This window comes from Micromonospora sp. WMMD1155, from assembly GCF_029581275.1.
Lineage (GTDB): Bacteria > Actinomycetota > Actinomycetes > Mycobacteriales > Micromonosporaceae > Micromonospora.
Genome location: NZ_CP120742.1, coordinates 7,234,554 through 7,254,338 on the forward strand (window position 1 = coordinate 7,234,554; position 19,785 = coordinate 7,254,338).

Here is a 19,785-nt window from a genome sequence, read left to right on the forward strand (position 1 = left end):
CGGAAGGTGCTGCACGATGACCGAGGCCGCCGCAGAGGCGCCGCAGGGTGAACGCAAGGGCGAGCGAACCCGGCGGCGCATCCTGGAGGCCGCTCGCGCCCTGTTCGCCGAGCTCGGCTACGAGCGCACCACGATCCGTGGGATCGCCGCGGCGGCCGAGGTCGACAAGTCGTCGATCCTGCAGTATTTCGGCAGCAAGCAGCAGCTGTTCCGGGCCGCGGTGCACTGGCGCATCCCGATCGCGGAGCTGACCGCCGACGATCCGGCGCAGAGCGTGCACAACTTCATGCACGGCATGCTGAGCAGCTGGGCCGCCGACCCGAACAGTCCGATGGCGGTGCTCGTGCGCGCGAGCATGACCAGCGAAGAAGCAGCCGAACTGCTGCGGCGTCACATCACCACCGAGGTCGTCGACGCGATCGCCGCGACCGTCGACGATCCGGAGGCCCACCTGCGCGCTTCCCTGGCCGGCGCCATGATGATGGGCATCGCCGCGCAGCGCTACCTGCTGCGGATGCCCTACATCGCCGACGCCGACCTCGACGACGTCCTGCGCCTGGCCGGCCCGGCCATTCGCAGCGTCATCGCCCCGCCAGCCTGACGCCTACGCGTCGGCGCCCAAGACCGCCGGCACCTGCTCGGCTGCAATGATGCTGAAGCCGTCTGATCGAACTGCTCTCGCTCACCCTGTCGGCAGCTGCGCGACGGCACACCGCGTCATGAAGCCCCCCGGCACGCAGCGTGGCGTGCCGGGGATCAGCGGCTGGCCTCACCGGCAAGGTGAATGCCGAGTCACCGAGCAACGAGGATCAGCGAGACGCGGCGCAGCGTGTCCCTGCGGTGAGACGCTGGTTGCCCTCACTGCGCTCTGCGACGATCAGCCCTTCGCTCTCATAGAGACGCAGAGCGGGGACCGCCATCGGGTACAGGCGGTGACCTCCCCCAGCGTCAGCAGATCCTCCGGGCTCGCCTGCTCGGAATGCCTGGCCGTCGTACGCATCAAATCCTCGCCGCGCCTTCTCGCCGTACGTAGAAACCTGAACCCACGATGGATCAATAGGTCAGCGTCGGGGCAGCCTTGCTCCACCGGCTGGTGTCGAGTTGGTCGAGCAGGAAGTTCGCCAGATCGGCGCGGCTGAGCCGCGACCCACCGGGCGGGTTCTTCCCGTCCTCGACCCGGAACCTCCCGGTGGCCGGCTTGTCGGTGAGGTAACCGGCGCGGACCAGAGTCCAGTCGAGCCGGCTAGACCGCACGATGTCCTCCATCACGCCCATGTCCTCGTACAGCTCACGCAGGAACAGCGGAATCATCAGCCGGAACCACCAGGGCAACCCGGGGTCCTTGGGCTCCACTCCGCCGGAGGAGACAACGATCAACCGCTGCACCTGCGCGTCCTGCAGCGCAGTGACTACCGCCTGGCCACCCTTGGAGTAGATGCCGTTCGGATTCCGGGCCGTGCTGCCGATCGCGGAGATCGCCGCGTCGTGCCCGGCGGCGATCTCCCGCAACGGACGGCCACCGGCCAGCACGTCGGCGGGTTGCAACGCGAGATCGGGATGTGACGGCAGCCCGTCGAGGTGGCGGGCCACTGCGGTCACCTGGTAACCGCGGTCGAGCGCGCCGGAGACCAAGAGGCGTCCGGTGCCGCCGCTGGCCCCGAAAACGATCAGCTTCATTCGAATTCCTCAACCTGGTGGGTTCATCGCGGGCAGGCCCCGGCAAGGGCGGAAGCCGCACCGGCAATCAAAAACTAGACAAGCGTTGAGATTAGTCAGGCACTTCCGGAGAAGCAACCTCGGCGCTCACCGCAGGCAGCGACATCACCCAGAGTGACCGGTGGCGCCGGGGAGCGTTCGGATCGTCGCGACCAGTCCGGGCTTTGCGGTCGGTGCAGGAATTGCGGGGCTGTCCGAGCGGGCAGGTCACCCGCGGATGTGCAGGTGCCTGGGTTACAGGATGCGGGTCAGCTCGTGCATCGCGGCGAACTGCGTGTCCGGACGTGGTGGTGGCAGACGCAGAACGTCATCGGCGTCGCGGTCGCGCTGTTGGCTGCCCAGCACGATCTCTGCGCGTTCGAGTGTCGGGTGACCAACGAAGGGGACGACGGCGTCGACTGGCAGATGCGGCGCTGCAACCAGGAGTTCCCGCAACTGTGGTGCCGCGGCGAGGCCCTGGAGGGCTGCCGGATGGCGGAGGTGACGCATCCCGAGGCATTCGGCCCGCGTCAGCATCGTGTTGGAGCCGAAGTCCGGAAGCCGCTCGACGGTGAGCATTTCCAGCCACAGCCACTGCAGTGCGCGCAACCGTGTCACCGCAGTGAGGTCGCTGAGCTTTCGCACCTGGCGCAGTGCCAGGTAGCGAAGTGTGAGGATCTGGGTGAGCCATTCGCTGTTCGTCAACGAGCCGAGGGTCAGCGCCAAGGCCTGTAGGTGTGGCAAGGCAATGACGGGCAGGACGTGGTCGACGGGGAGCCGCCACAGCGACAGGTCCCGCAGACCCGGGTTGGCGTGCAGCAGCTCGGGAAGACCACGCCGGTGCTCGACGACCCTCAGCCGGCGAAGCCGACGAAACTGGGCAACAGGAGCGAGGTTGAGAGACTTTCGGGTCTCGCCGATGTCAAGGAACTCCACATCAGCGCTCAACTGATCCAACGGGGCCAGATCGGTCAGGTGCCACAGGCCCGCGACACTGAACCGGCGAACATGTGGAAACCAACGCAGGAACCGCAGCGTCGCAAGATCGTCATCGAACCCGTAGACACGCAGTGGGACCATCGGCTGATCCACCAGGAGCGCGGCCACCGACCGATACTCGGCCTCGGTGAGCGGCTCACTGAACTGGACGACATCCGCATCACCCAGCCGGGCGCGGAGCTGCGTGACGTCGACCGGGCTCCGCACCTCCACGACACTGCCCACCCCAACATGATCCCGCACCACCTACCGCCCGCGGCAACCGGAACATGGTCGTGGTCTGGGCCGCCTCGGCAGATCCGGATACTCGGCGACGACCTGGAGGATCCAGAAGCATGGGTCCATGACCGAGCGCGTGAACTCCACCGGGCTGATCGAGCAGACCGGCAAGTGGCTGCTACCGGTCGGCGACGGCGTCGTGACACAGCTACGGATCGACTTTGCATTCACGCTCATAGTCGAGTCGTGGATCGAGATCCGCATCGAAACTGAGTTCTCCTACGGCGCACCCGGCGCCGAAAGCCGGTTCGACCCGTCGACGTCGACAGGTCTGGCACCGTTGCTCGACCGGCACCAGGCGCAGATCACGGCCGCCGAGATCCGCAAGGACGGTCGGTTGACTCTGACCTTCGCCGACGACGTAGTCCTCGTCGTCGAGCCGGACGATCAGTACGAGGCGTTCACTGTCACGAGTATGCCGCCGCCGGGATTCCGGGGATTCCGCTTCGTCGCTGTCCCCGGCCGCGGCCTCGCCCACTGGGTAGCCGAACACCGACAGTGATGCACACGCCTTCACGACCAGCGACATGAGCGGATGTCCAACGCCGACCTTGGACTGCATCCTCATTCAGTCCGGGGGCAGCGTGGGCGATTGCGCGGCTCGGTCACCGGGGAGTTGGCAGCCTGGCTCTGTTGACCCATGAAGCCCGTCCAACCCGTCCGGTAAGACGATCCGCTATCGGACACGGTGTGCGGGTCACGATGCAGCTCGGAGGGCATCGAGCCGGCGCAGGTCGTCGTGGGACAGGCTTAGGTCGGCCGCGGCGACGTTGGAACGTAGGTGGCGGACGCTGGTGGTCCCGGGGATCGGGATGACAGGCACGCCGTGTGCCTGCTGCCGGTGGTGCACCCAGGCCAGTGCGACCTGCCCGCTCGTGGTGTCGTGTCTACTGGCGATCTCGCCCAATGCGGCGCGTAGGCCGCTCGCTACTTGCTCGCCGGCTGCGCTCGGAGGCTGGTGGAGGAGTCCATGACCGTTCGGGGAGTGGGCCACGACGACCACTCCGAGGTCGGCCACGGCAGGCAGCAGCTCCTGCTCGATGTCGCGCTGCACCAGTGACCACTGCTCTTGTAGCGCCGCGATCGGGTGAACGGCGTGTGCGCGGCGTAGGTCGTCCGCCGTCACGTTGGACAGGCCAAGAGCGCGCACCTTCCCCTGATCGACCAGTTCGGCCATGGCTTCGACGGTTTCCTCGATCGGGACCTTTTCACTGCGATGGTGCAGGTAGTAGAGGTCGATCACGTCGACACCGAGCCGTCGCAGGCTCGCCTCGCTCGCCTGCCGCACGTACGACGGGTCAGCCCGTACGTCGAAGCCGCCGGCGAGCTCATCTCGCCATACCAACCCGAACTTGCTGGCCAGCAGCACCTCATCACGGCGCCCTCGGATTGCCCGGCCGACCAGCTCTTCATTCTGGTAGGCATCTGCGGTGTCCACCATCGTGATGCCCGCATCAAGGGCGGCGTGGACCACCGCCACCGGGTCGCGGTCAGTGCCGTCGGCGGATCCATCGCGCAACCTCATCGCGCCGAATCCCTGACGGCCGAAAGCATCCCGACCCGTGGATAGACGCGTTCCCGTCTCAGCAGTTGGCATGACCCACACCCTAAAACCTCAACCATAATTGAGGTCCAGTGCATTAACGGTGCCCGGTCTGTGTCATCCCGAACAAGGACCCCCATACGGGGCGCCGCAGCTCAGATGACCTGAGCGCGGAGGGTATCCCGTACGACCCGTCACGTGACCATTCCGCGCAGGGCCGCCATCCGGGACACCTACGCTTATCGGCGGCCCGGGGGCGCCGATCGTTCGCGTGGCGTGAGTGTCGACGTCCAGCCTCGACGACATGTCTCGGGACAACGTACCACCAGGTCAAGTAAAATCGGTTCCATCAAGGCAGCCTGCATCGACATGCAGGGCAGTCAACGCACGCTCATCGGCTAGAAGCGGATCGGCTTGACCAAGGCGCTGCTGGACATACCCAGCTTGTCCCCATGCGCGCTGCAGATCATCCGACCGAGTACAGGACTTGTCACGGCGTCGGCCTACGGATAGCAGCAACTTGGCGGCTCCAGTTGCTGACCGCGACGACCTTTACGACGTCACCAGTCTTGGCTGCCTGAACGAGGTACTGCCGCCCGTTCCGATCAACACCGGTGTACATGCCGACGTAGCTAGGTCGGCTCATCGTGCCGTCCGAGCCGGGGATGAAGATCAGGTCCCCCGGTCGCATCGCGGCCAGGGACGAGACGGCAACGCCGCTGCGCACCTGGTCGGCCGTGACCCGAGGGATTCGCAAGTTGCCTTCGGCCCAGGCAGCCATCATCAGGCCGGAGCAGTCGTAGCTGTCCGGCCCTTCAGCGCCCCAGACGTAGGGCTCGCCCCGCTGGGCAAGGGCGAGGAGACGACTGCCCTCAGCTGCGGGTCAGCCGGCAGACGGAAGCCGTCGGGAAGGCCGGCGTCGTCCAGGGGGCGGTAACCCGTCCCCGCCATCGCTGGTGCAGACGATGTTCATGCCGTCGCTGATCAGGACGACCAGCTGCCGTGCCTCGGGGCTGCCACTCCGCGTACGCGTCGGGGAACGCCGACCGCTGCACGGCCTGCGCGGCTCGAGTGAGCGGCGCACCCAGGTCGTCGGGGCTGACGCGGTCGCGATGCGAGCCCAGATCGCGCAGGCGTACGACGAGCTGCGCCGCCAGACAGGCGTGGCGGACGGGCAGCCCGTCGGACGTCTGAACGCCAACCTGCTCGGCTACCGGATCGTCAGTTACACCGACGAGGAGGCCATTCTGCGCCTGTTGACCGAGGCACCGAACGGTTCGCGCTCGTTGAGCCAGCTCTCCAGCTCGGCAGCGACGCTGCCGTCGGCGCCGAGGTCCGCACCGCCGTAGGCGGCGCGGGCGTCTTGGCCGCGGTTCGGTTGGGGAACCCCTGCCGCTTGTGCTGGCGACGTCGCCCGTTGGCGTCGGGCGGGAGGTCGATGACGAAGAACCAGCGGATCTGGCCGTTGGCGAGGCGGTAGTTGTAGACAGCCATGCGGCTGCACCTCCGCAGTAACGGGATCGAGGGATGCAACCCACGTTAAGCGATCTCCGTTACCGCCAGCGTTACCGCAAGATCACACATGATCTTCTATATGCGCTGGTGAATACCAGTCGGGACGGCCGGATTCGAACCGACGACCCCTTGACCCCCAGTAGTCCGGTGGCCCAGCGGCATGCTCACGCACGTTTGTCCAGGTCGCCGACAGTGTAAACCAGCCGAGTAAAGGGGTCGTCGCAACATTCCCCCGGCAGCGCCGCGCCGAGTTCGACCTGCAGGCGCTCGGCAACCGCAGCTTGCTGGCGCACCCGGGGACGAGACAGATCCGGGACCGTGTCGATCTTGTCAAGCAGTGCGAGGCCCGGCGCCCGTTGGCTCCCAGCCTGCTGGCGGAGAGGGCTTGACGCCATTGACCCCGTCGGCGCTCGAAACCTTCCGCATATGCTGGTGACCGCACCAGCGAAGAGCGGGGCCGCCCCGCGCTGGCCGCCGTGGTGCACGTTGACGGCAACACGCGGCTGCGCCAGCACTTCCCGCGAAGTCCGAGCATCTGGGCGGCTCCTCCCACATCAGTCGGGGATTACATGTCCAACATGGAGAAGCCGTGCAGACCCCGCCTGAGTTGATCGCGTTGTGCCCGGAGGCCGGGTCGCCGCGGCAGGCCGCTGCGCTGGTGTCGCAGCTCGATGGTGTGCCGCTGCTGTGCCGGCTGGCCGGTGCCTATCTGGCGAGGGCGCAGGAGGGCCGTGCTGAGGAGCCGATGCTCGGCACCTTCACCGGGTATCGGACCGAGGTGCTGCTGCGGGCGGGTGCAGGGCTGCGGCGGGACGCCGTGATCGGACTGGCATTGGAACGGCTGGACGACGACGGGCTGGGGCAGGCGCACACGCTCCTGCGGCTGTTCGGCGTCCTGCCGGATGCACCAGTGCCGTACCAGCTGTTGCTGGACCCGGTACTGCTGGCCGATTCGGAGCTGTTCGCGGGCCTGACCGGGCCGCATCTGGAGGCGTTGATCGACGGGCTGGTCGGGCTGGCGTTGGTCGAGAGAACCGTGGCGGGGACGCTTTCGGTAGATCCGGAGATTCGCGAATTCGCCAACCACGACGGTAAAGACTCGGGTCAGCGGCCGGCGCACGTCGCGCTGCTGGCGAAACTGATCATCCGCTCGCCGCGTAGCGAGGTGGCAGCCGCGGCTGCTCACGTCTTCCGGATCGTGGCCGAGGAGAGCGGCGATCCACGCGAGGTCGACGTGTTGGCCGACGCGTGCCTGCTCGTCGGTGACGCGCTGGCCTCGGATGGGCGATTCGGCGAGGCGCGAGTGCTGGGTGAGGCCGTAGTCGCGGGCACGCGGCGACTGCTCGGGCCGACCCATCACCGCACGCTGCTCGGCACCACCTTCCTCGCCAGCTGGACCGGCGAGGCGGGGGACCCGGCCGCCGCTCACGAGCTGCTCTGCGAAGTCGCTGCCGCCTACGGGCCGATACCCGACCCGGACGGCCTCGTCGCATTCGCCAACCGAGCGTACTGGGCAGCCAAGTCCGGTGACGTCGTCGCAGCCCGCGACGCGTACGCGGAACTGGTGCCGCTGCGGACGCTGATGACCCGACCGGATGACCCAGAGCTGCTCGTCGACCGCACGGAACTGGCCCGGTGGACCGGCGTGGCTGGAGATGCCGTCGCGGCCCGGGACGCGTTCGCGGAATTGATGCCCCTGTTGACCCGGTTGCTCGGCCCGGACGACCCGGAACTCCTGAACCTGCGCGCGGAGCTCGCGCGCTGGACCGGCCTGGCCGGGGATGCCGCCACCGCCCGCGACGCCTTCGCGGAGCTGGTCAGGCTCAGGACGCGGCTGGCCGTCCCCGACGATGTGGACCTGCTGTTCTATCGCGGCGAACTCGCGCACTGGACCGGCACGGCCGGGGACGCGACAGCCGCGCAGGCCATGTTCATCGGGCTGCTCCCCGATTTCGTGCGGGCGTTCGACACGGACGCCGAGGATGTTGTGGCGCTCCGGGAGGCGATCATCCGGTGGGGGGGAAAGTGACCTCGGCGTCCGGTCCGACGTGCACGTACGCCGCCCAGCAGGACGGCCGTCCCCGATATCGATCCCGGAGGGCCAGGGTGGCTGCGTTCACGGCGTGGGCCGGCCGTCCAGTGTGCAATCCGTCGTAGATCAGCCGTGCGGCGCGGCCCGCAACCGGGTCGGGGACCGGCCAGTACGTGGCGATGACGTGGGCGAATCCGGCCAGTTGCAGCGCCGACGCGATGTGAATGTTCTCGTCCGGCAGGCGCGCACCGCCCTGGACGGTCGAGCAGGCAGACAGGTAGGCCAGGGTGCGTGCCGTCCTCACCCCGGCCGGTTGGCGGAGGAGTTCGCGAACCCGCAGCGGGCCATCGTGCAGCGTGAGGTAGCTGTCCGATGGCCGGGCCGCGTCCGCCGTTGCGTGGCCGGCGAAGTGCACCCAGTCGGCATCGGCGAACATGTCCCGTACCCGCGCCGTGGTGGCCTGCTGTCCCGACACCAGCTCGGCGGCCGCACCGAGGCGGCGATGTACCTCGTCCGCCTCACGGAGCGAGGCGGGCAGTCCCGGACCGTGCGGGTCGTCCGGTGCCACCACTGCAGCCCACTGCGGCACCCGGTGCGTGCCGACGGCCGTCAGGCTGCGCAGCGTGGGTGCATACGAGCTCACGACGCGATGGGGCGCGGAACGGGTCGTGTCATCGTGACCGGCAGCATGGATTGGCAGGAAGGAGAGCGCGCCGGTCGGCATCCACCATACGTGGCCGGTGGGGTCAACCCGGTCGAGGCGGTCGAGGACGGGACCGGCGATCGTGTCCCAGAGCCAACCGAGCGTCTCCGTCAGGCCGGCGTCGGTGGGCCGGATCGACGCCGCCGCATGCCGAGTGATGTCTTCGTTCGTGAGGTCGGGGAGCGGAACGTGGTGGGTCGAGGTGCCGTTCACCAGGAGCGCGTCGCAGCGGTGAGCAGCCACGTTGATGATCGCGACCGTGCCGGGGCCGAGCCCGGCCCGCAGGTCCCCGATGCGCGGCGGACGAAGGAAGCGTTCCAGACCGGGGGTACGGTGGATCTCCGCGAGGATTGCGTCACGTTCCCGCACCGCGCGGTGCCGGTCGTAGACGGCGGATCGCTCGTTGCGCTGCGACGCCTCGATCAGGTCGTGGGCCGCGCCGAGGCGGTCCGCGAGATCGGATGCGCTGGCGCGCACCTCGTCGGTGCCGGCCGATCTGCTCAGTGCCTGGGCATAGAGCACTCCCCTGCCCTGTTCCAGGATTTTGACGGCGCCGTCCGGGTCGTCGAGTTCGAGTGCGCAGGCGGCCGCGGTGGTGGCCAGCGCAGGGAACTGGGTCAGCAGGCGTTCCTGGTCGTCACGGTCGAGGCCGGCCCAGGCGACGAGGTCGAGCAGCTCAACGGCCCGGCCCAGCGCGTTGCGGGCACTGGGCCAGTCCGCGGCACGCGCCCGCAGGTGGCCAAGGTTCTGGGCGGCCATCGCGCGGGACAGAGCGGGCGCCACCTCGGTGTCGGCGAGTCGGGTGTACGTCGCAGCGGCCTCCTCCAGGTCGCCGGGGCCGTCCCGCAGCTCTCTGGCGGCACCGAGGTTGAGCAGCGTGTCGGCGAGTTCTGGATCGTCGGGGCCTACGCCGGTAGTCGCCTGGGTGAGCACGTCGACGGCCTCGTCGATGACGGGTCCGAATCGGGCACTGGCCAGCAGCACCGCGCCGAGGTTGGCCCCGTGTGCCCGGTGTTCCGGCCGCCCGACCGGGGTTAGCGCGACGGCGGTCCGGAGCAGGTCCGCCGCACGGTGCAGCGACTGCGGGTCGTCGGCGCTGACGCCTTTGCGGTGCAGCGCGTTGGCCAGTCCGGCGAGGTGGACGCCGCGTTCCGGATCGCCGGCGACCACCTCCTCCAGCTCCCGCACCGCCTCGTCGAGCGCGTCGGTGTCCATGACCGCCTCGAACCGGTTCCGGAGCGCGCCGGCGCGGTTCACCCGGTACGCGTCCCGGTCGGGATGATCGGCCGGGAGCAGTCGGACGGCTTCGCCCCAGTCGCGGATCGCCTCGTCAAGGGCGGCGAGGGCACCGGTGCCGGCGAACGTGAGCCGGCCGGCGATGGCGAGCTGGTTGAGGTAGATAGGCCGGTCGGGGTCGTCGAGTTTCACCCTGCGCAGGCTGCGGCGTAGACGGCGGGCTGCCTCCGCCGCCGAGGTCCGGTCACCCGTGAAGATGGCCCGGCCGAGGAGCGCGCGTGCCAGCGCCGACGTGCAGCCGGGCACGGCGGGGTCGCCCGCCGGTACGAGATCGCAGGCGGCCTGGCCCGCGTCGACGGCTCCGTCGAGGTGGTCCCGGATCCCGGTGAGCTCCCAGGCCGCCATCAGGGCGCTACTGGTGTTGCTCAGGATCTGGGCCCGCGACGATGGCAGGCGCAGAGCAGCGTCGCCGGCGGTGCGCGCGGCGGCTAGCAGTTCGGGGAGCAGTGTGACGTCGCCGGTACGTTCCATCTGGCGCATCAGACCGAGCCCAAGGTTGGCGTGGGCGGCGAGGTGGCCGGGCAGGTCGGCGGCGGCGGAGCGCAGGAGCGGCAACGCCTCGTCGAGAGCCTCGGCCCGGTGGCTCCGCTCACTCTCTCGTACGAGGCACATGCCGAGATGGGTGCGCCAGAGTGGTGCCCGCGCATGGTCCCCCCGGGCCAGGGCTACGCGATACGCCCGCTGGGCGGCAGGCAGCGGCCCCGGGTCGACGGTCCTTTCGGAGAGCAGGTAGAGGGCATAGCCGAGCTCTGCGGCCCGGGCGGCCGGCGCCGCGCCGAGGTCGGTCAGCGCCGTCAGCCGGTCCACGGCGCGGGCAAGTGTCGAGGTATCGCTGTCGCGGTGTGCCCGCTGAACCAGCTCCATGACCGCCGGGAACTCGTCTGTTACATCGACATCGGACTGATCGGCGGTCATGGGATCCAAAGCTACCTTCAGTGACGGTCCATGGTTGCGTGCCGTGTGTGCTCCGCACCTCCTCTACAGTGGGTCATCGTGGACGGACGCTGGGATATGGAAACGCTAGAAGACGCACTCGATGTGCTCAGTGACCTCCCGCAGTGGCGGTTGCCCGCGCCACACTGGGAGCGGATCGGGCCGATCCTCGACCAGATGGGGCAGGCGTTCGCGGCCGGCGACGACGAGGAGCTGCGCGACGCCACTACCCAGCTCGAGCTGTACGGGCCGGTCCGCGCCAACCGAATCGGTACCAAGGACGTCGACGGGCCCGATCCGTCGGTCACAGAACGTCAGAACCGTCTAGTGGACGAGATCGGAAAGGCCGTGCCGACGCGTTCGGCGAGCCGCAGCAGAGATCAGGACGGCGGCCGTGATGACCGACCGGCCGGCTGAGCAGGAGTTCGTCGCCCACCTCTTCGCACCAGTGGACGGCCTGCACGCTGACACCGCCCGCCGGCAGCTCGCCGGGATCTGGCGACAGTGCCGCAGCGAGCTCCAGATGACCGAGCCGATCCGAGGCGTACCGGCCACCGATCTTCCCGCGCGGTGGCCCGGCGTCGGTTCCTTCGACGTCATCGCCGCCCAGCAGGATCTCGGATCCGACCGCCAGGCCATCCTGCGGCGCAGCCACGACGTCCTCAACCTGTCGGTGGTCTTCGCGTCGCCGATCGGCGACGGCCGGGAGCGGCTCGGTCCGGCGGTCCCGTTCGGGTGGGCCGACTTCGCCCAATGGTGGCGGCAGCTCACTGTGAACGGGACCACGGCGATGCTCGGCGTCACGCTGATCTTCCAGGGCAAGACTTCCACACCGGACGCCGACCCGGTGCCCCTCGCCGACGAGGTCAGGGCGGCGCTGCCGGCCGATGCCGGCGACGCGCCGGGCTGGTGGCGTTCCGCGCGCCGCACCGATGACGGCTTCGTCGTATGGGAGACGTCGCCGGCCGGGGACGGCGCGGACCGGCGGCTAGTCGTGCTGGCCGGGTCGGACCAGGACCGGGTGCTCAGCGACTTCACCTGGTCCGACGGCAGTGTCACGATTCCGCCGCTGGGGCGGTACCTGATGCACGCCGCGAAACTGCGCTACGAATCCCGGGTCCGTGGTGACGGCTCGCGGCTGCGCGCTCTGCACGCCACCGTCAGCGACCGCCTCGATTTGCGGCCTCCGCCGACGGACGCGCTGGCCGACGACGAATTGACACTGGCCGGCACTCTCGCCGATCTGCGTGACCTTCTGCATACGGCGCAGATCGCGGTCGTCAACATGCAGGAGGCGCTCTCTCCCGCGCTGGTCGGCGACCGGGTCGCCGAGGCGGTCGTGAGACGGGTTCCCGACGACATCGCCTACCTGGAGAACCTTACCGAGCGACTGCGCACCGTCCGCCGTGTGCAGGCCGAGCGCGAGTCGCGGCAGACCGGGCCGCATCGGTCCGTACTCGTGGCGCCACCGCCGCCTCCGGCGCCGGCCGTCGCCGACCGGCTCGACGTGCGGATGTGCTTCGCGGTCGACATCGTCAGCTTCAGCAGCCGCTCCGGCCCGGCCAAGCAACAGGCGCAGACGCGGCTCGTCGAAATCATGCGCTGCACCCTCGGCCGGCTGAACCTGGACCTGAACGGCCTGCCCCGACAGGGTCTCGGTGATGACCAGAAAGTCATCCTCCCGGCAACAGAGCAACTGCACCACGCGTTACCTCGTCTCCTGGACGGGCTGTGCCAGGAACTCATGGCTGACAACGAGACCTACCGGGACCACATCCGCCTGCGCGCATCGGCAGCGGTCGGAACGTTCGGTCCCGGCACGATCGGCTTCTCCGGGGAGGTCGCCATCGAGTCCGACCGGCTGCTCAATAGCCCTCAGTTGCGCCAAGCGGCCCTTGAGAACCCGGACGCCGACGTGGTGGCGTTGATATCGGACATCCTGCACCGCTTCGTCATCAAGCCGGAGTGGGCCCGGCTTCCGCCCGGCGCGCTGGCTCAGTGCCAGGTCGGCCTCAAGGAGTACACGGAACGGGCCTGGCTGTGGATCCCTCGAAACGTGACCTGATCAGCACCCTACGCTCGATGGAGTCGGCTGAGTACATTGGGTCACATCGAAGGAGGTGACCATGGCACCTGTGTTCCGCCACCGCCACGCTCAAGTCCCATCACTCGACGCCCGACCTGATCCCGACACTGAGGACGCCTGGCGTGCCCTGCTGCTGATCGTCGAGTGGATCAAGCACGCCGAGAGCAAGGCCACCGCGACACTCGCCTCGGCAGGTGCGGCCGGTGGACTGCTCTACGCCCTGATCAACACGACGGGACGGCGCGGCGTCACGCTCACCGTCATCGCCTCCGTCTGCGCGGCCGCGACCGCCGTCGCTGCCATGGCCGCCTCCGTGGCCCTGGTGCCCCGCCGCGGCAACCGCTGGGAGCCCGGCAATCTGATCTTCTACCGCAGCATCACCGACCGATACGGCACCGACGCCGCCGGATTCACCAGGGCATACACCGGACTGCTCGCCGATCGGCCCGCGTTACTGGCCGCGCTGACCCGGCAGATCTGGGCCAACTCCCACGTCGCCACACACAAGTACCGTGCCCTCAACGTCGCCGTCCTCGCTCTGGTGCAGGCATTCGCGCTGCTCGCCGTCACCGCCGCGATCACTCTGCTCGACAGATGACCGCTTGATCGGCTGCCGCGTCCGGCCAGGCCGTGACCACCCACGGTCCGTGCACGTACGCCGGCCGTTTCCGCGCCCACCGCCGCTGCACCGCAGCAAGCGCGGTGGCCGGCGCGGAACCCTCGGTCAACCGCGCGTGGTAGTCGCCCATCAGTCTCGGCGCCGTGATGTCGTTCACCGGCCACAGCGGCGCGGTGACCACCCCCGCGCCGGCTAGCAGGAACGCCGTCGCGGCGCTGAACGCCTCATCGGGTAGCGCCGCACCGGTCAGCGCAGCGTCGCAGGCGCTCAGCACGATGTGGCCATGCCGACGCCCGGCAGCCGGGCGCAAGCCGACCCGGATCGGCGGCCGCACCCTGAGCACTGTCTCTTGCGGACTTTCCACGTCCACGTCGCAGTGACAGGCCACGTGCGCCAACTCGGCGTCGAGCAGGTCGTCCAGCACGGCATCACCACCCAGAGCAGTCTCCTCGTCGACCCGCGGAATCACCCCGGGATACCGGCGCGCGACCTCCGTGGCCTCCCGAGCCGCCCCCGGGATCGGCCGGTCCACCGTCCCGGTGTCCGCCAACACCACCACCCGGGACGCTGCGCCCCGGCTTGCGGGGGCATGGCCGGAGACACTGGCCCGGATCAGCAGGAGCGGATCGTAGTCGCCCAGCAGGGGGCCCTCTCCGGGAACGCCGCAGGTGGTGATGGGCAGCCAAGCGAGGCGCCCCAGCGGCAGCACCGCGAGCCTGGACACCCCGGCCAGCAGCGGCACCAGCGGGGCGACCAGCGACTCCATGGTCCACGCGGTGAGCCGGTCCGCCGCCGCCAACCGGATCCCTGCCGCGTCGGCGCCGTCCTCGGTTTCGGCCCGGCCCAACTCCTGCCGGAACAGGGTGGCCTCCGCCGCCAGCGCCGACTCTTCGGCCGACGGCAACTCCTGGTGATCGAGTGCGCCGTCCGGGGCGACCAGCACCGCGACACCGCCGGCCGGGGTGCTGCCGAGCAGCAGGACGTGCCGGTTCATTCGGGCCGCCGCCGACACGATGCTGTCGAAGGTAACCGTTTCGGCACGGATGCCGATCGCCTCGGCGATCAATGTCGCCGAGGCCTGCTCAAGATGGACCGCAGCCGCCGCGGGGTCATCGGCCCGCACCGCGGCAAGAGCCGCCATGGCGCCGATGCCCTGCACGCCGGCTCGGGCACGTTCTTTGTCGACGTGCAGCGGACGCATCCCGGTCAGCTCACCGGCGGCCTCCAGCGCAGCCGCGAACGACTGCTGCGCCTCCGGCCACATACCGGCCAGCCAGGTGATGCCGCCGAGCCGCCGACCGGCGAGCACCGCCAGGTGCGGGTATCCGGCGCCGAGCACCTCGTCGAACAGGTCGGCGGCGCGCTGCAGCTTCGCCATTTCGGTTTCGCCGCGTGAGCGGAGCAGGTCGAACTGGTCCTGCAGGCGGGCACCGAGGTTGAACGCGATCGTCGCCGCCATCGAACCCTCGATGTCATACTCGGCCTGCCCGGCCGCGGCCAGTGCCCGTTCCAGCAGGTCGATCGCCCGCGAAAGCACATCTTCGCCACCGTCGCGTTCCCAGCGCTCGGACTCCCAGTTCGCCCAATTGTTGAGGTATAGCGCTCGGTCCGGGGAGGGATCGGGGGTGGCGGCCACCGCGAGACCGGCGTGCCGTATCGCGGTGTCCAGGTCTTCCGGGTCGTGGCGGTGATGGGCGCGGGCTGCATGTAGGCGTCCGACGGTGTCGTGGCGGGCGGCAAGGTCCGAGCTGTCCGGTGCGGTCAGGGCGACGGCCTGCTTGGCTAGGTCGATCGCGTGGTCCAGGTCCTCCGGGACGGCGTCGCGCTCGTACCGGCCCAGCAGGTTGTTGGCCTGGTTGTTGGCGACCGTGGGTGCCATGTCCGGGTCCAGGCCGGTGTCCAGTAGGCGGTCGAGCAGGGCTATGGCGTCGTCCAGGTCGGTGCTGTCGCCGAACAGGCCGTACCGCTCGGCCAGCAGCGAGGCGAGGTTGGTGGCGTACTCGCCGTCGCGCCAGTGGTCCGCGGTGGTGTCGAGCGCCTCCCGTGCATCCTGGATAGCGGCGGTGAACCTGGCGCGGTCGTTGCGCAGGCGCGCCGCAGTGGACCGCACCGTGGATCGGACCGACAACGCCTGCGCCCGGTCCGGTCCGGTGCTCGCCTCGCGCACTGCGGCCTCGGCGGCTTTTGTGGCCTGCGTAAGGAATGCCTGGTCGCCGGTCCACTCGTACCGGGTGTGCAGCACCGAGGCGAGCAAACGGTGCAGTGTCATTCGGACCGACGCGGTGGCCGGGTGTCCAGCAGCGATCCCGGCCCGGGTAAGCGTCTCGGCCCTGCCGAGCAGGTCCTGGTCAAAACTCTCCTCGGCGGCCGTGGCGAGCAGACCGGCGATGTTGACCACCTCAGGGCCGGCAGCCCCCGGGTCCAGATTCTCGGTGAGCGTTCGCAGCGCGGTGGCGAGACGGTTCCGGTCGCCGTCGCGCCGCCACAGCTGCAGGTGGATCCCGGCGAGCGCCGACATGGCCACTCGCCGTTCCGGATCGTCGGTGGCCGCGACTGCGAGCTCTTGTTCAAGAATCTCACGGGCCTGCTCGGTCTGGTCGGGCTCTCCGGGCGCGAGCGACCTGACGGAGAGCCGGCCGGCCAGGTTGGCGGTCACCTCAAGGCGGGCGCCCGGCGGGGACTCCCGCCAGACCCGCTCGCCGATCGCGCAGGCCTCCCGCAGGTCGGCCAGGTCGCCGTCGCGCCGGTAGCGGTCCATCAGATCGATGCCGAGATTCGTGGACAGGTCGAGGCGCATCCACTTCGGTACATCGTCATCGAGCCCGACCAGCGCCTCGCGCCGGATCGTGATGGCACGGTCCAGGTCACCGGCACGTACCCACGCCTCAGCCACCTCGTCCCTCTCTCGGGCCCAAGATTCGCCTCCGGTGGCCCCCTGGTCCGGCACCGTGCTCTCCCGCCGTCGTTGGTCGGTGACAATGGATTGATGTCCGGCGACCTTGACCTGTTGACCGCACTCAGCGACCGCGTCCGCGCCTTCCTGACGGATCGAAACGCCGACTCGGTCACCTCGGACGCGGCCCTGGCCGACGTGCATGCCGTCCGCTGCGCTATCGAGGACAGTCGCCTCGACCAACAGAGCACCGTTCGGGCACAGTATCTCGTGGCCGTGCTGCACTGGTCGCGCTACCTCGCGCTCCCCACCGGCCGACGGGAGTTCGATTACCTCGCCGCGAAGCAGTTCTTCGAGTACGTCGCCCCGTACTCGCCCGAGCGGGTGCCACCCCTGCTCCGGTCCTTGATCCAGCCTGCGCCGCCGATCGGCAGCCTCACCGATCCGGCCGATGTCGACGAGCGGCTCGCGGCACTGACCGAACTCGGCGGCGCCCTCATCGTCCGGCACCAGCGTCGGCCCGAACCTGGTGACGCCGAGTTGGCCGTGCATGCCTGCCGCGAGGCGGTGGCCCTCGCCCGTTTGACCGGGGACTCGCAGACACCGGTCCTGGTCGCCAATCTCGCCGCCGCACTGCTGCTCCAGAGTCCTGCCGACCTCAACAAGTTGGACGAGGCCATCGCCATGATCGACGCCGAACTTGACGGCGCGGACACGCGCGGCACGCACCACCTGTTATCGAAGCTGGCCATCGCTCTCGACCATCGGGTATCACTCACCCACGACGACCGCGACCTGGTCCGGGCGGCGGACGTCGCCCGGCGGCACGCCGACCTGCTGCCCACCGCCGGAGCGCCCCGCGCCGAAGCACGGAACAGGCAGGCGATGCTGCAGGGCCGCCTCTTCGATGCCACCGGCACGCCCGAGACCTTTACCGCCGCGGTGACGGCAGCCCGGGAGGCCGTGACAGCACGCCACCCGGACCGGTTGAGGTGGGCCGGGCACCTCGCCAATCTGGCAAACCTGCTGCGAACCCGGTACGAGCACCACCAGTCCCGTGACGACCTCGACCAGGCGATCACCGTGGGCATCCAGGCCCTCAACGTCGCCCCCGACCACCCCAAGGTCGTCGCGCTGCGGTCCAACCACAGCGCTTCCCTGCGGGAACGTTCCGGCTGGCCGGTGACCTCGCCGACCTGGAAGCGTCCATCGACGTGGGTCGTCAAGGGCTCGGCGACGGGTTTCACGTCCCGTGCGCCGTCCACCTCGCCAGCGCGCTGCTCGACCGCCACCTCCATGCGACATCCGCCGACGATCTGCGCGAGGCGGTCGCCCTGTTCCGGCGAGCCGTCGAGTCCCTCGACCCCGACGACCCGTTCCACGGGCCGGCCTCGGTCAACCTCGGCATCGGCCTGCTTGCGGTTTTCGAGCACACCGGTGACCTTGTCGATCTGAGTGCCGCCGTGCAGGCCATTCGGGCCGGCTACACCGTGTCGAGCCCAGACGAACCCGCCCGCGCGAAGGACGCGATCGCCCTCGCCCAGGCATTGCGCACCCGCTACGAGAGGACCAGCGCCGAGGCCGACGCCACCGAGGCCGTCGCACTGTTCCGGGAGGCCGCCGCGTCGGTGGTCGCGCCCGCTCGGATCCGCATAGATGCGGCCTGGGCGTGGGCGGACCTCGAAGCGAAACGGCACTTCGGCACTCCCGGTACGGTCGACGCGTACCGTGCCGCCATTGATCTGATGCCATTGGTCGCATGGCGGGGCCTGCCGACGGCGGAGCGGGAAAACCTGCTGGTCGCCTACGCCGGTCTGGTCGACGACGCGGCCGCCGCCGCGATCGAGGCCGGCCGGCCCGCTGAGGCCGTGGAACTCGCGGAAGCCGGCCGGGCCGTGCTGTGGGGGCAGTGGCTCGCCGCCCGCAGCGATCTGTCCGCGGTGACCGCCGCCTCACCCGAGATCGGATCGTGTCTGCGAGAGTCGCGCGAGGTCCTCGACGCTGTACCGACTGCGCTCGCCAGCGAACATGCGCCGAATGACCGGCGGATGGCTGCGGCACAGCTGTGGGAGTCGGCGGTGTCCGAGGCGCGCCGCCTGCCGGGGCTGTCCGGGTTCCTTCGGCCGCCGCAGTTCGAGCAGCTGCGGGACCGGCTTCCGGACGGCACAACGGTGATCATTACGGTCAGCCGGCACCGCTGCGACGCCCTACTGGTCACAGTCGACGGGGTGCGGCCCGTCCGGCTCCCGGACCTGACCTTCGACGACGCGTACGATCGGGCCAACGATCTTGTACGCGCCCATCGGAGTGCCGACGGCCCCGAATCCTGGCCCGCCTACGACACCGCGATCACCGAGGTCCTGACCTGGCTCTGGATGGCCGTGGTCGCGCCGGTGCTCGCCGAGATCCGCCCGCACGGGCCCAGCCATCGCGTCTGGTGGTGCCCCACCGGCCCGCTAACCCTGCTCCCACTGCACGCCGCGATCAGCCCGGACGACAGTGAATCGGCGATGGACCGGGTGGTCTCGTCGTACACGCCGACCGTGCGGGCCCTCACCGAAGCGGACCGGCCGGACACCCCCACCCCGGCCACCGGCGTCCTCGCCGTGATCCAGCCGGACACTCCCGGCATGGACCCGCTGCCGAGCGCCGAACGGGAGCTGGACATCCTGCGGGAACTGACCGGCGGGCGGCTCACCGTACTCGCCGGCGACCGGGCCACCCGGACGTCCGTCGCCGCCCGGGTCGCCGAGCACCAGGTCGCGCACTTCAGCTGCCACGGCGTACAGAACGTTCGAGACCCCAGCCGCAGCGGGCTGGCGCTGCACGACGGCTTGCTCACCATCGCCGACCTGCGTGCCGGGGCGCCCGCGCTGCGCGGCGACTTCGCGTTCCTGTCCGCGTGCCGGACTGCGGCCGGCGGCGTACGGCTGCTGGACGAGGCCCTGACCCTCGCCGCCGCCCTGCACCATATCGGGTACCGGCGGGTCATCGGCACCCTCTGGTCGGTGCCGGACCTCGGCGCCGCCAGGGTCAGCGCCACCGTCTACCGCCACATCATCGTCGACGGCCAGCTCGACGCCAGCACCTCGGCGCAGGCCCTTCACGAGGCGGTGCAGTCGCAGCGACGTCGGTTACCGCGCAACCCCAGCGTCTGGGCGTCGTTCGTACACATCGGGCGGTGAGGCGGGC

General features: G+C 69.6%; 16 protein-coding genes. 9 read left to right on the forward strand and 7 right to left on the reverse strand.

Features of this window, described 5'->3' with window-relative positions:
* Positions 1-16: 16 nt before the first annotated feature.
* A complete protein-coding gene (locus O7617_RS32990; RefSeq protein ID WP_282260545.1) occupies positions 17-601 on the forward strand; it encodes a TetR family transcriptional regulator in 585 nt (194 codons plus the stop codon).
* 452 nt (positions 602-1,053) lie between these two features.
* Here the strand turns inward: O7617_RS32990 and O7617_RS32995 are convergent, their stop codons facing one another.
* Complete coding sequence (locus O7617_RS32995) at positions 1,054-1,677, reverse strand: SDR family oxidoreductase (RefSeq protein ID WP_282260548.1); 624 nt, start codon at positions 1,675-1,677, stop codon at positions 1,054-1,056.
* Between the two features lie 273 nt (positions 1,678-1,950).
* The gene (locus tag O7617_RS33000; RefSeq protein ID WP_282260550.1) at positions 1,951-2,919 is read right to left on the reverse strand and encodes a hypothetical protein; all 969 of its coding nucleotides are present in this window, start codon (positions 2,917-2,919) and stop codon (positions 1,951-1,953) included.
* 118 nt (positions 2,920-3,037) lie between these two features.
* On the opposite strand from O7617_RS33000, the gene O7617_RS33005 reads away from it, so the two are divergent.
* Positions 3,038-3,475 carry a DUF6188 family protein gene (locus O7617_RS33005; protein ID WP_282260552.1) on the forward strand — a complete coding sequence of 146 codons (438 nt, stop codon included), beginning with the start codon at positions 3,038-3,040 and terminating at the stop codon, positions 3,473-3,475.
* Between the two features lie 195 nt (positions 3,476-3,670).
* Here O7617_RS33005 and O7617_RS33010 read toward each other — a convergent pair whose 3' ends face one another.
* Both O7617_RS33010 and O7617_RS33015 read right to left on the reverse strand, forming a co-directional pair.
* Positions 3,671-4,498 carry an aldo/keto reductase gene (locus O7617_RS33010; RefSeq protein ID WP_282260554.1) on the reverse strand — a complete coding sequence of 276 codons (828 nt, stop codon included), beginning with the start codon at positions 4,496-4,498 and terminating at the stop codon, positions 3,671-3,673.
* A gap of 508 nt (positions 4,499-5,006) precedes the next feature.
* On the reverse strand, positions 5,007-5,300 hold the full coding sequence (locus tag O7617_RS33015; RefSeq protein WP_282260555.1) for an NlpC/P60 family protein: 294 nt from the start codon (positions 5,298-5,300) through the stop codon (positions 5,007-5,009).
* A 181-nt stretch (positions 5,301-5,481) separates the two neighbouring features.
* Between O7617_RS33015 and O7617_RS33020 the strand changes: the two genes are divergently transcribed.
* The gene (locus O7617_RS33020; RefSeq protein ID WP_282260556.1) at positions 5,482-5,865 is read left to right on the forward strand and encodes a hypothetical protein; all 384 of its coding nucleotides are present in this window, start codon (positions 5,482-5,484) and stop codon (positions 5,863-5,865) included.
* A gap of 330 nt (positions 5,866-6,195) precedes the next feature.
* Here O7617_RS33020 and O7617_RS33025 read toward each other — a convergent pair whose 3' ends face one another.
* Positions 6,196-6,324, reverse strand: coding sequence for a hypothetical protein (locus tag O7617_RS33025; protein WP_282260557.1), 129 nt, complete (start codon positions 6,322-6,324; stop codon positions 6,196-6,198).
* A 296-nt stretch (positions 6,325-6,620) separates the two neighbouring features.
* On the opposite strand from O7617_RS33025, the gene O7617_RS33030 reads away from it, so the two are divergent.
* Complete coding sequence (locus tag O7617_RS33030) at positions 6,621-8,060, forward strand: tetratricopeptide repeat protein (protein ID WP_282260558.1); 1,440 nt, start codon at positions 6,621-6,623, stop codon at positions 8,058-8,060.
* On the opposite strand, the gene O7617_RS33035 is transcribed toward O7617_RS33030, so the two are convergent.
* Positions 8,038-10,977: a CHAT domain-containing protein gene (locus O7617_RS33035; protein WP_282260559.1), complete on the reverse strand. Its 2,940-nt coding sequence runs from the start codon at positions 10,975-10,977 to the stop codon at positions 8,038-8,040. The two genes, O7617_RS33030 and O7617_RS33035, sit on opposite strands and share 23 nt — an antisense overlap.
* A 78-nt stretch (positions 10,978-11,055) precedes the next feature.
* Between O7617_RS33035 and O7617_RS33040 the strand changes: the two genes are divergently transcribed.
* From O7617_RS33040 to O7617_RS33050, 3 genes are all read left to right on the forward strand, one after another.
* Positions 11,056-11,412 carry a CATRA system-associated protein gene (locus O7617_RS33040; RefSeq protein WP_282260560.1) on the forward strand — a complete coding sequence of 119 codons (357 nt, stop codon included), beginning with the start codon at positions 11,056-11,058 and terminating at the stop codon, positions 11,410-11,412.
* Complete coding sequence (locus O7617_RS33045) at positions 11,393-13,060, forward strand: CATRA conflict system CASPASE/TPR repeat-associated protein (protein WP_282260561.1); 1,668 nt, start codon at positions 11,393-11,395, stop codon at positions 13,058-13,060. Before O7617_RS33040 ends, O7617_RS33045 begins: the two co-directional genes overlap by 20 nt.
* A 61-nt stretch (positions 13,061-13,121) precedes the next feature.
* Complete coding sequence (locus O7617_RS33050) at positions 13,122-13,679, forward strand: Pycsar system effector family protein (RefSeq protein WP_282260562.1); 558 nt, start codon at positions 13,122-13,124, stop codon at positions 13,677-13,679.
* Here O7617_RS33050 and O7617_RS33055 read toward each other — a convergent pair.
* Complete coding sequence (locus O7617_RS33055; protein ID WP_282260563.1) at positions 13,660-16,647, reverse strand: CHAT domain-containing protein; 2,988 nt, start codon at positions 16,645-16,647, stop codon at positions 13,660-13,662. The two genes, O7617_RS33050 and O7617_RS33055, sit on opposite strands and share 20 nt — an antisense overlap.
* 39 nt (positions 16,648-16,686) lie before the next feature.
* Between O7617_RS33055 and O7617_RS33060 the strand changes: the two genes are divergently transcribed.
* Together O7617_RS33060 and O7617_RS33065 are read left to right on the forward strand one after the other, a co-directional pair.
* A complete protein-coding gene (locus O7617_RS33060; RefSeq protein WP_282260564.1) occupies positions 16,687-18,048 on the forward strand; it encodes a tetratricopeptide repeat protein in 1,362 nt (453 codons plus the stop codon).
* A gap of 593 nt (positions 18,049-18,641) precedes the next feature.
* On the forward strand, positions 18,642-19,778 hold the full coding sequence (locus tag O7617_RS33065) for a CHAT domain-containing protein (protein ID WP_282264935.1): 1,137 nt from the start codon (positions 18,642-18,644) through the stop codon (positions 19,776-19,778).
* The last annotated feature ends 7 nt before the right edge of the window (positions 19,779-19,785 follow it).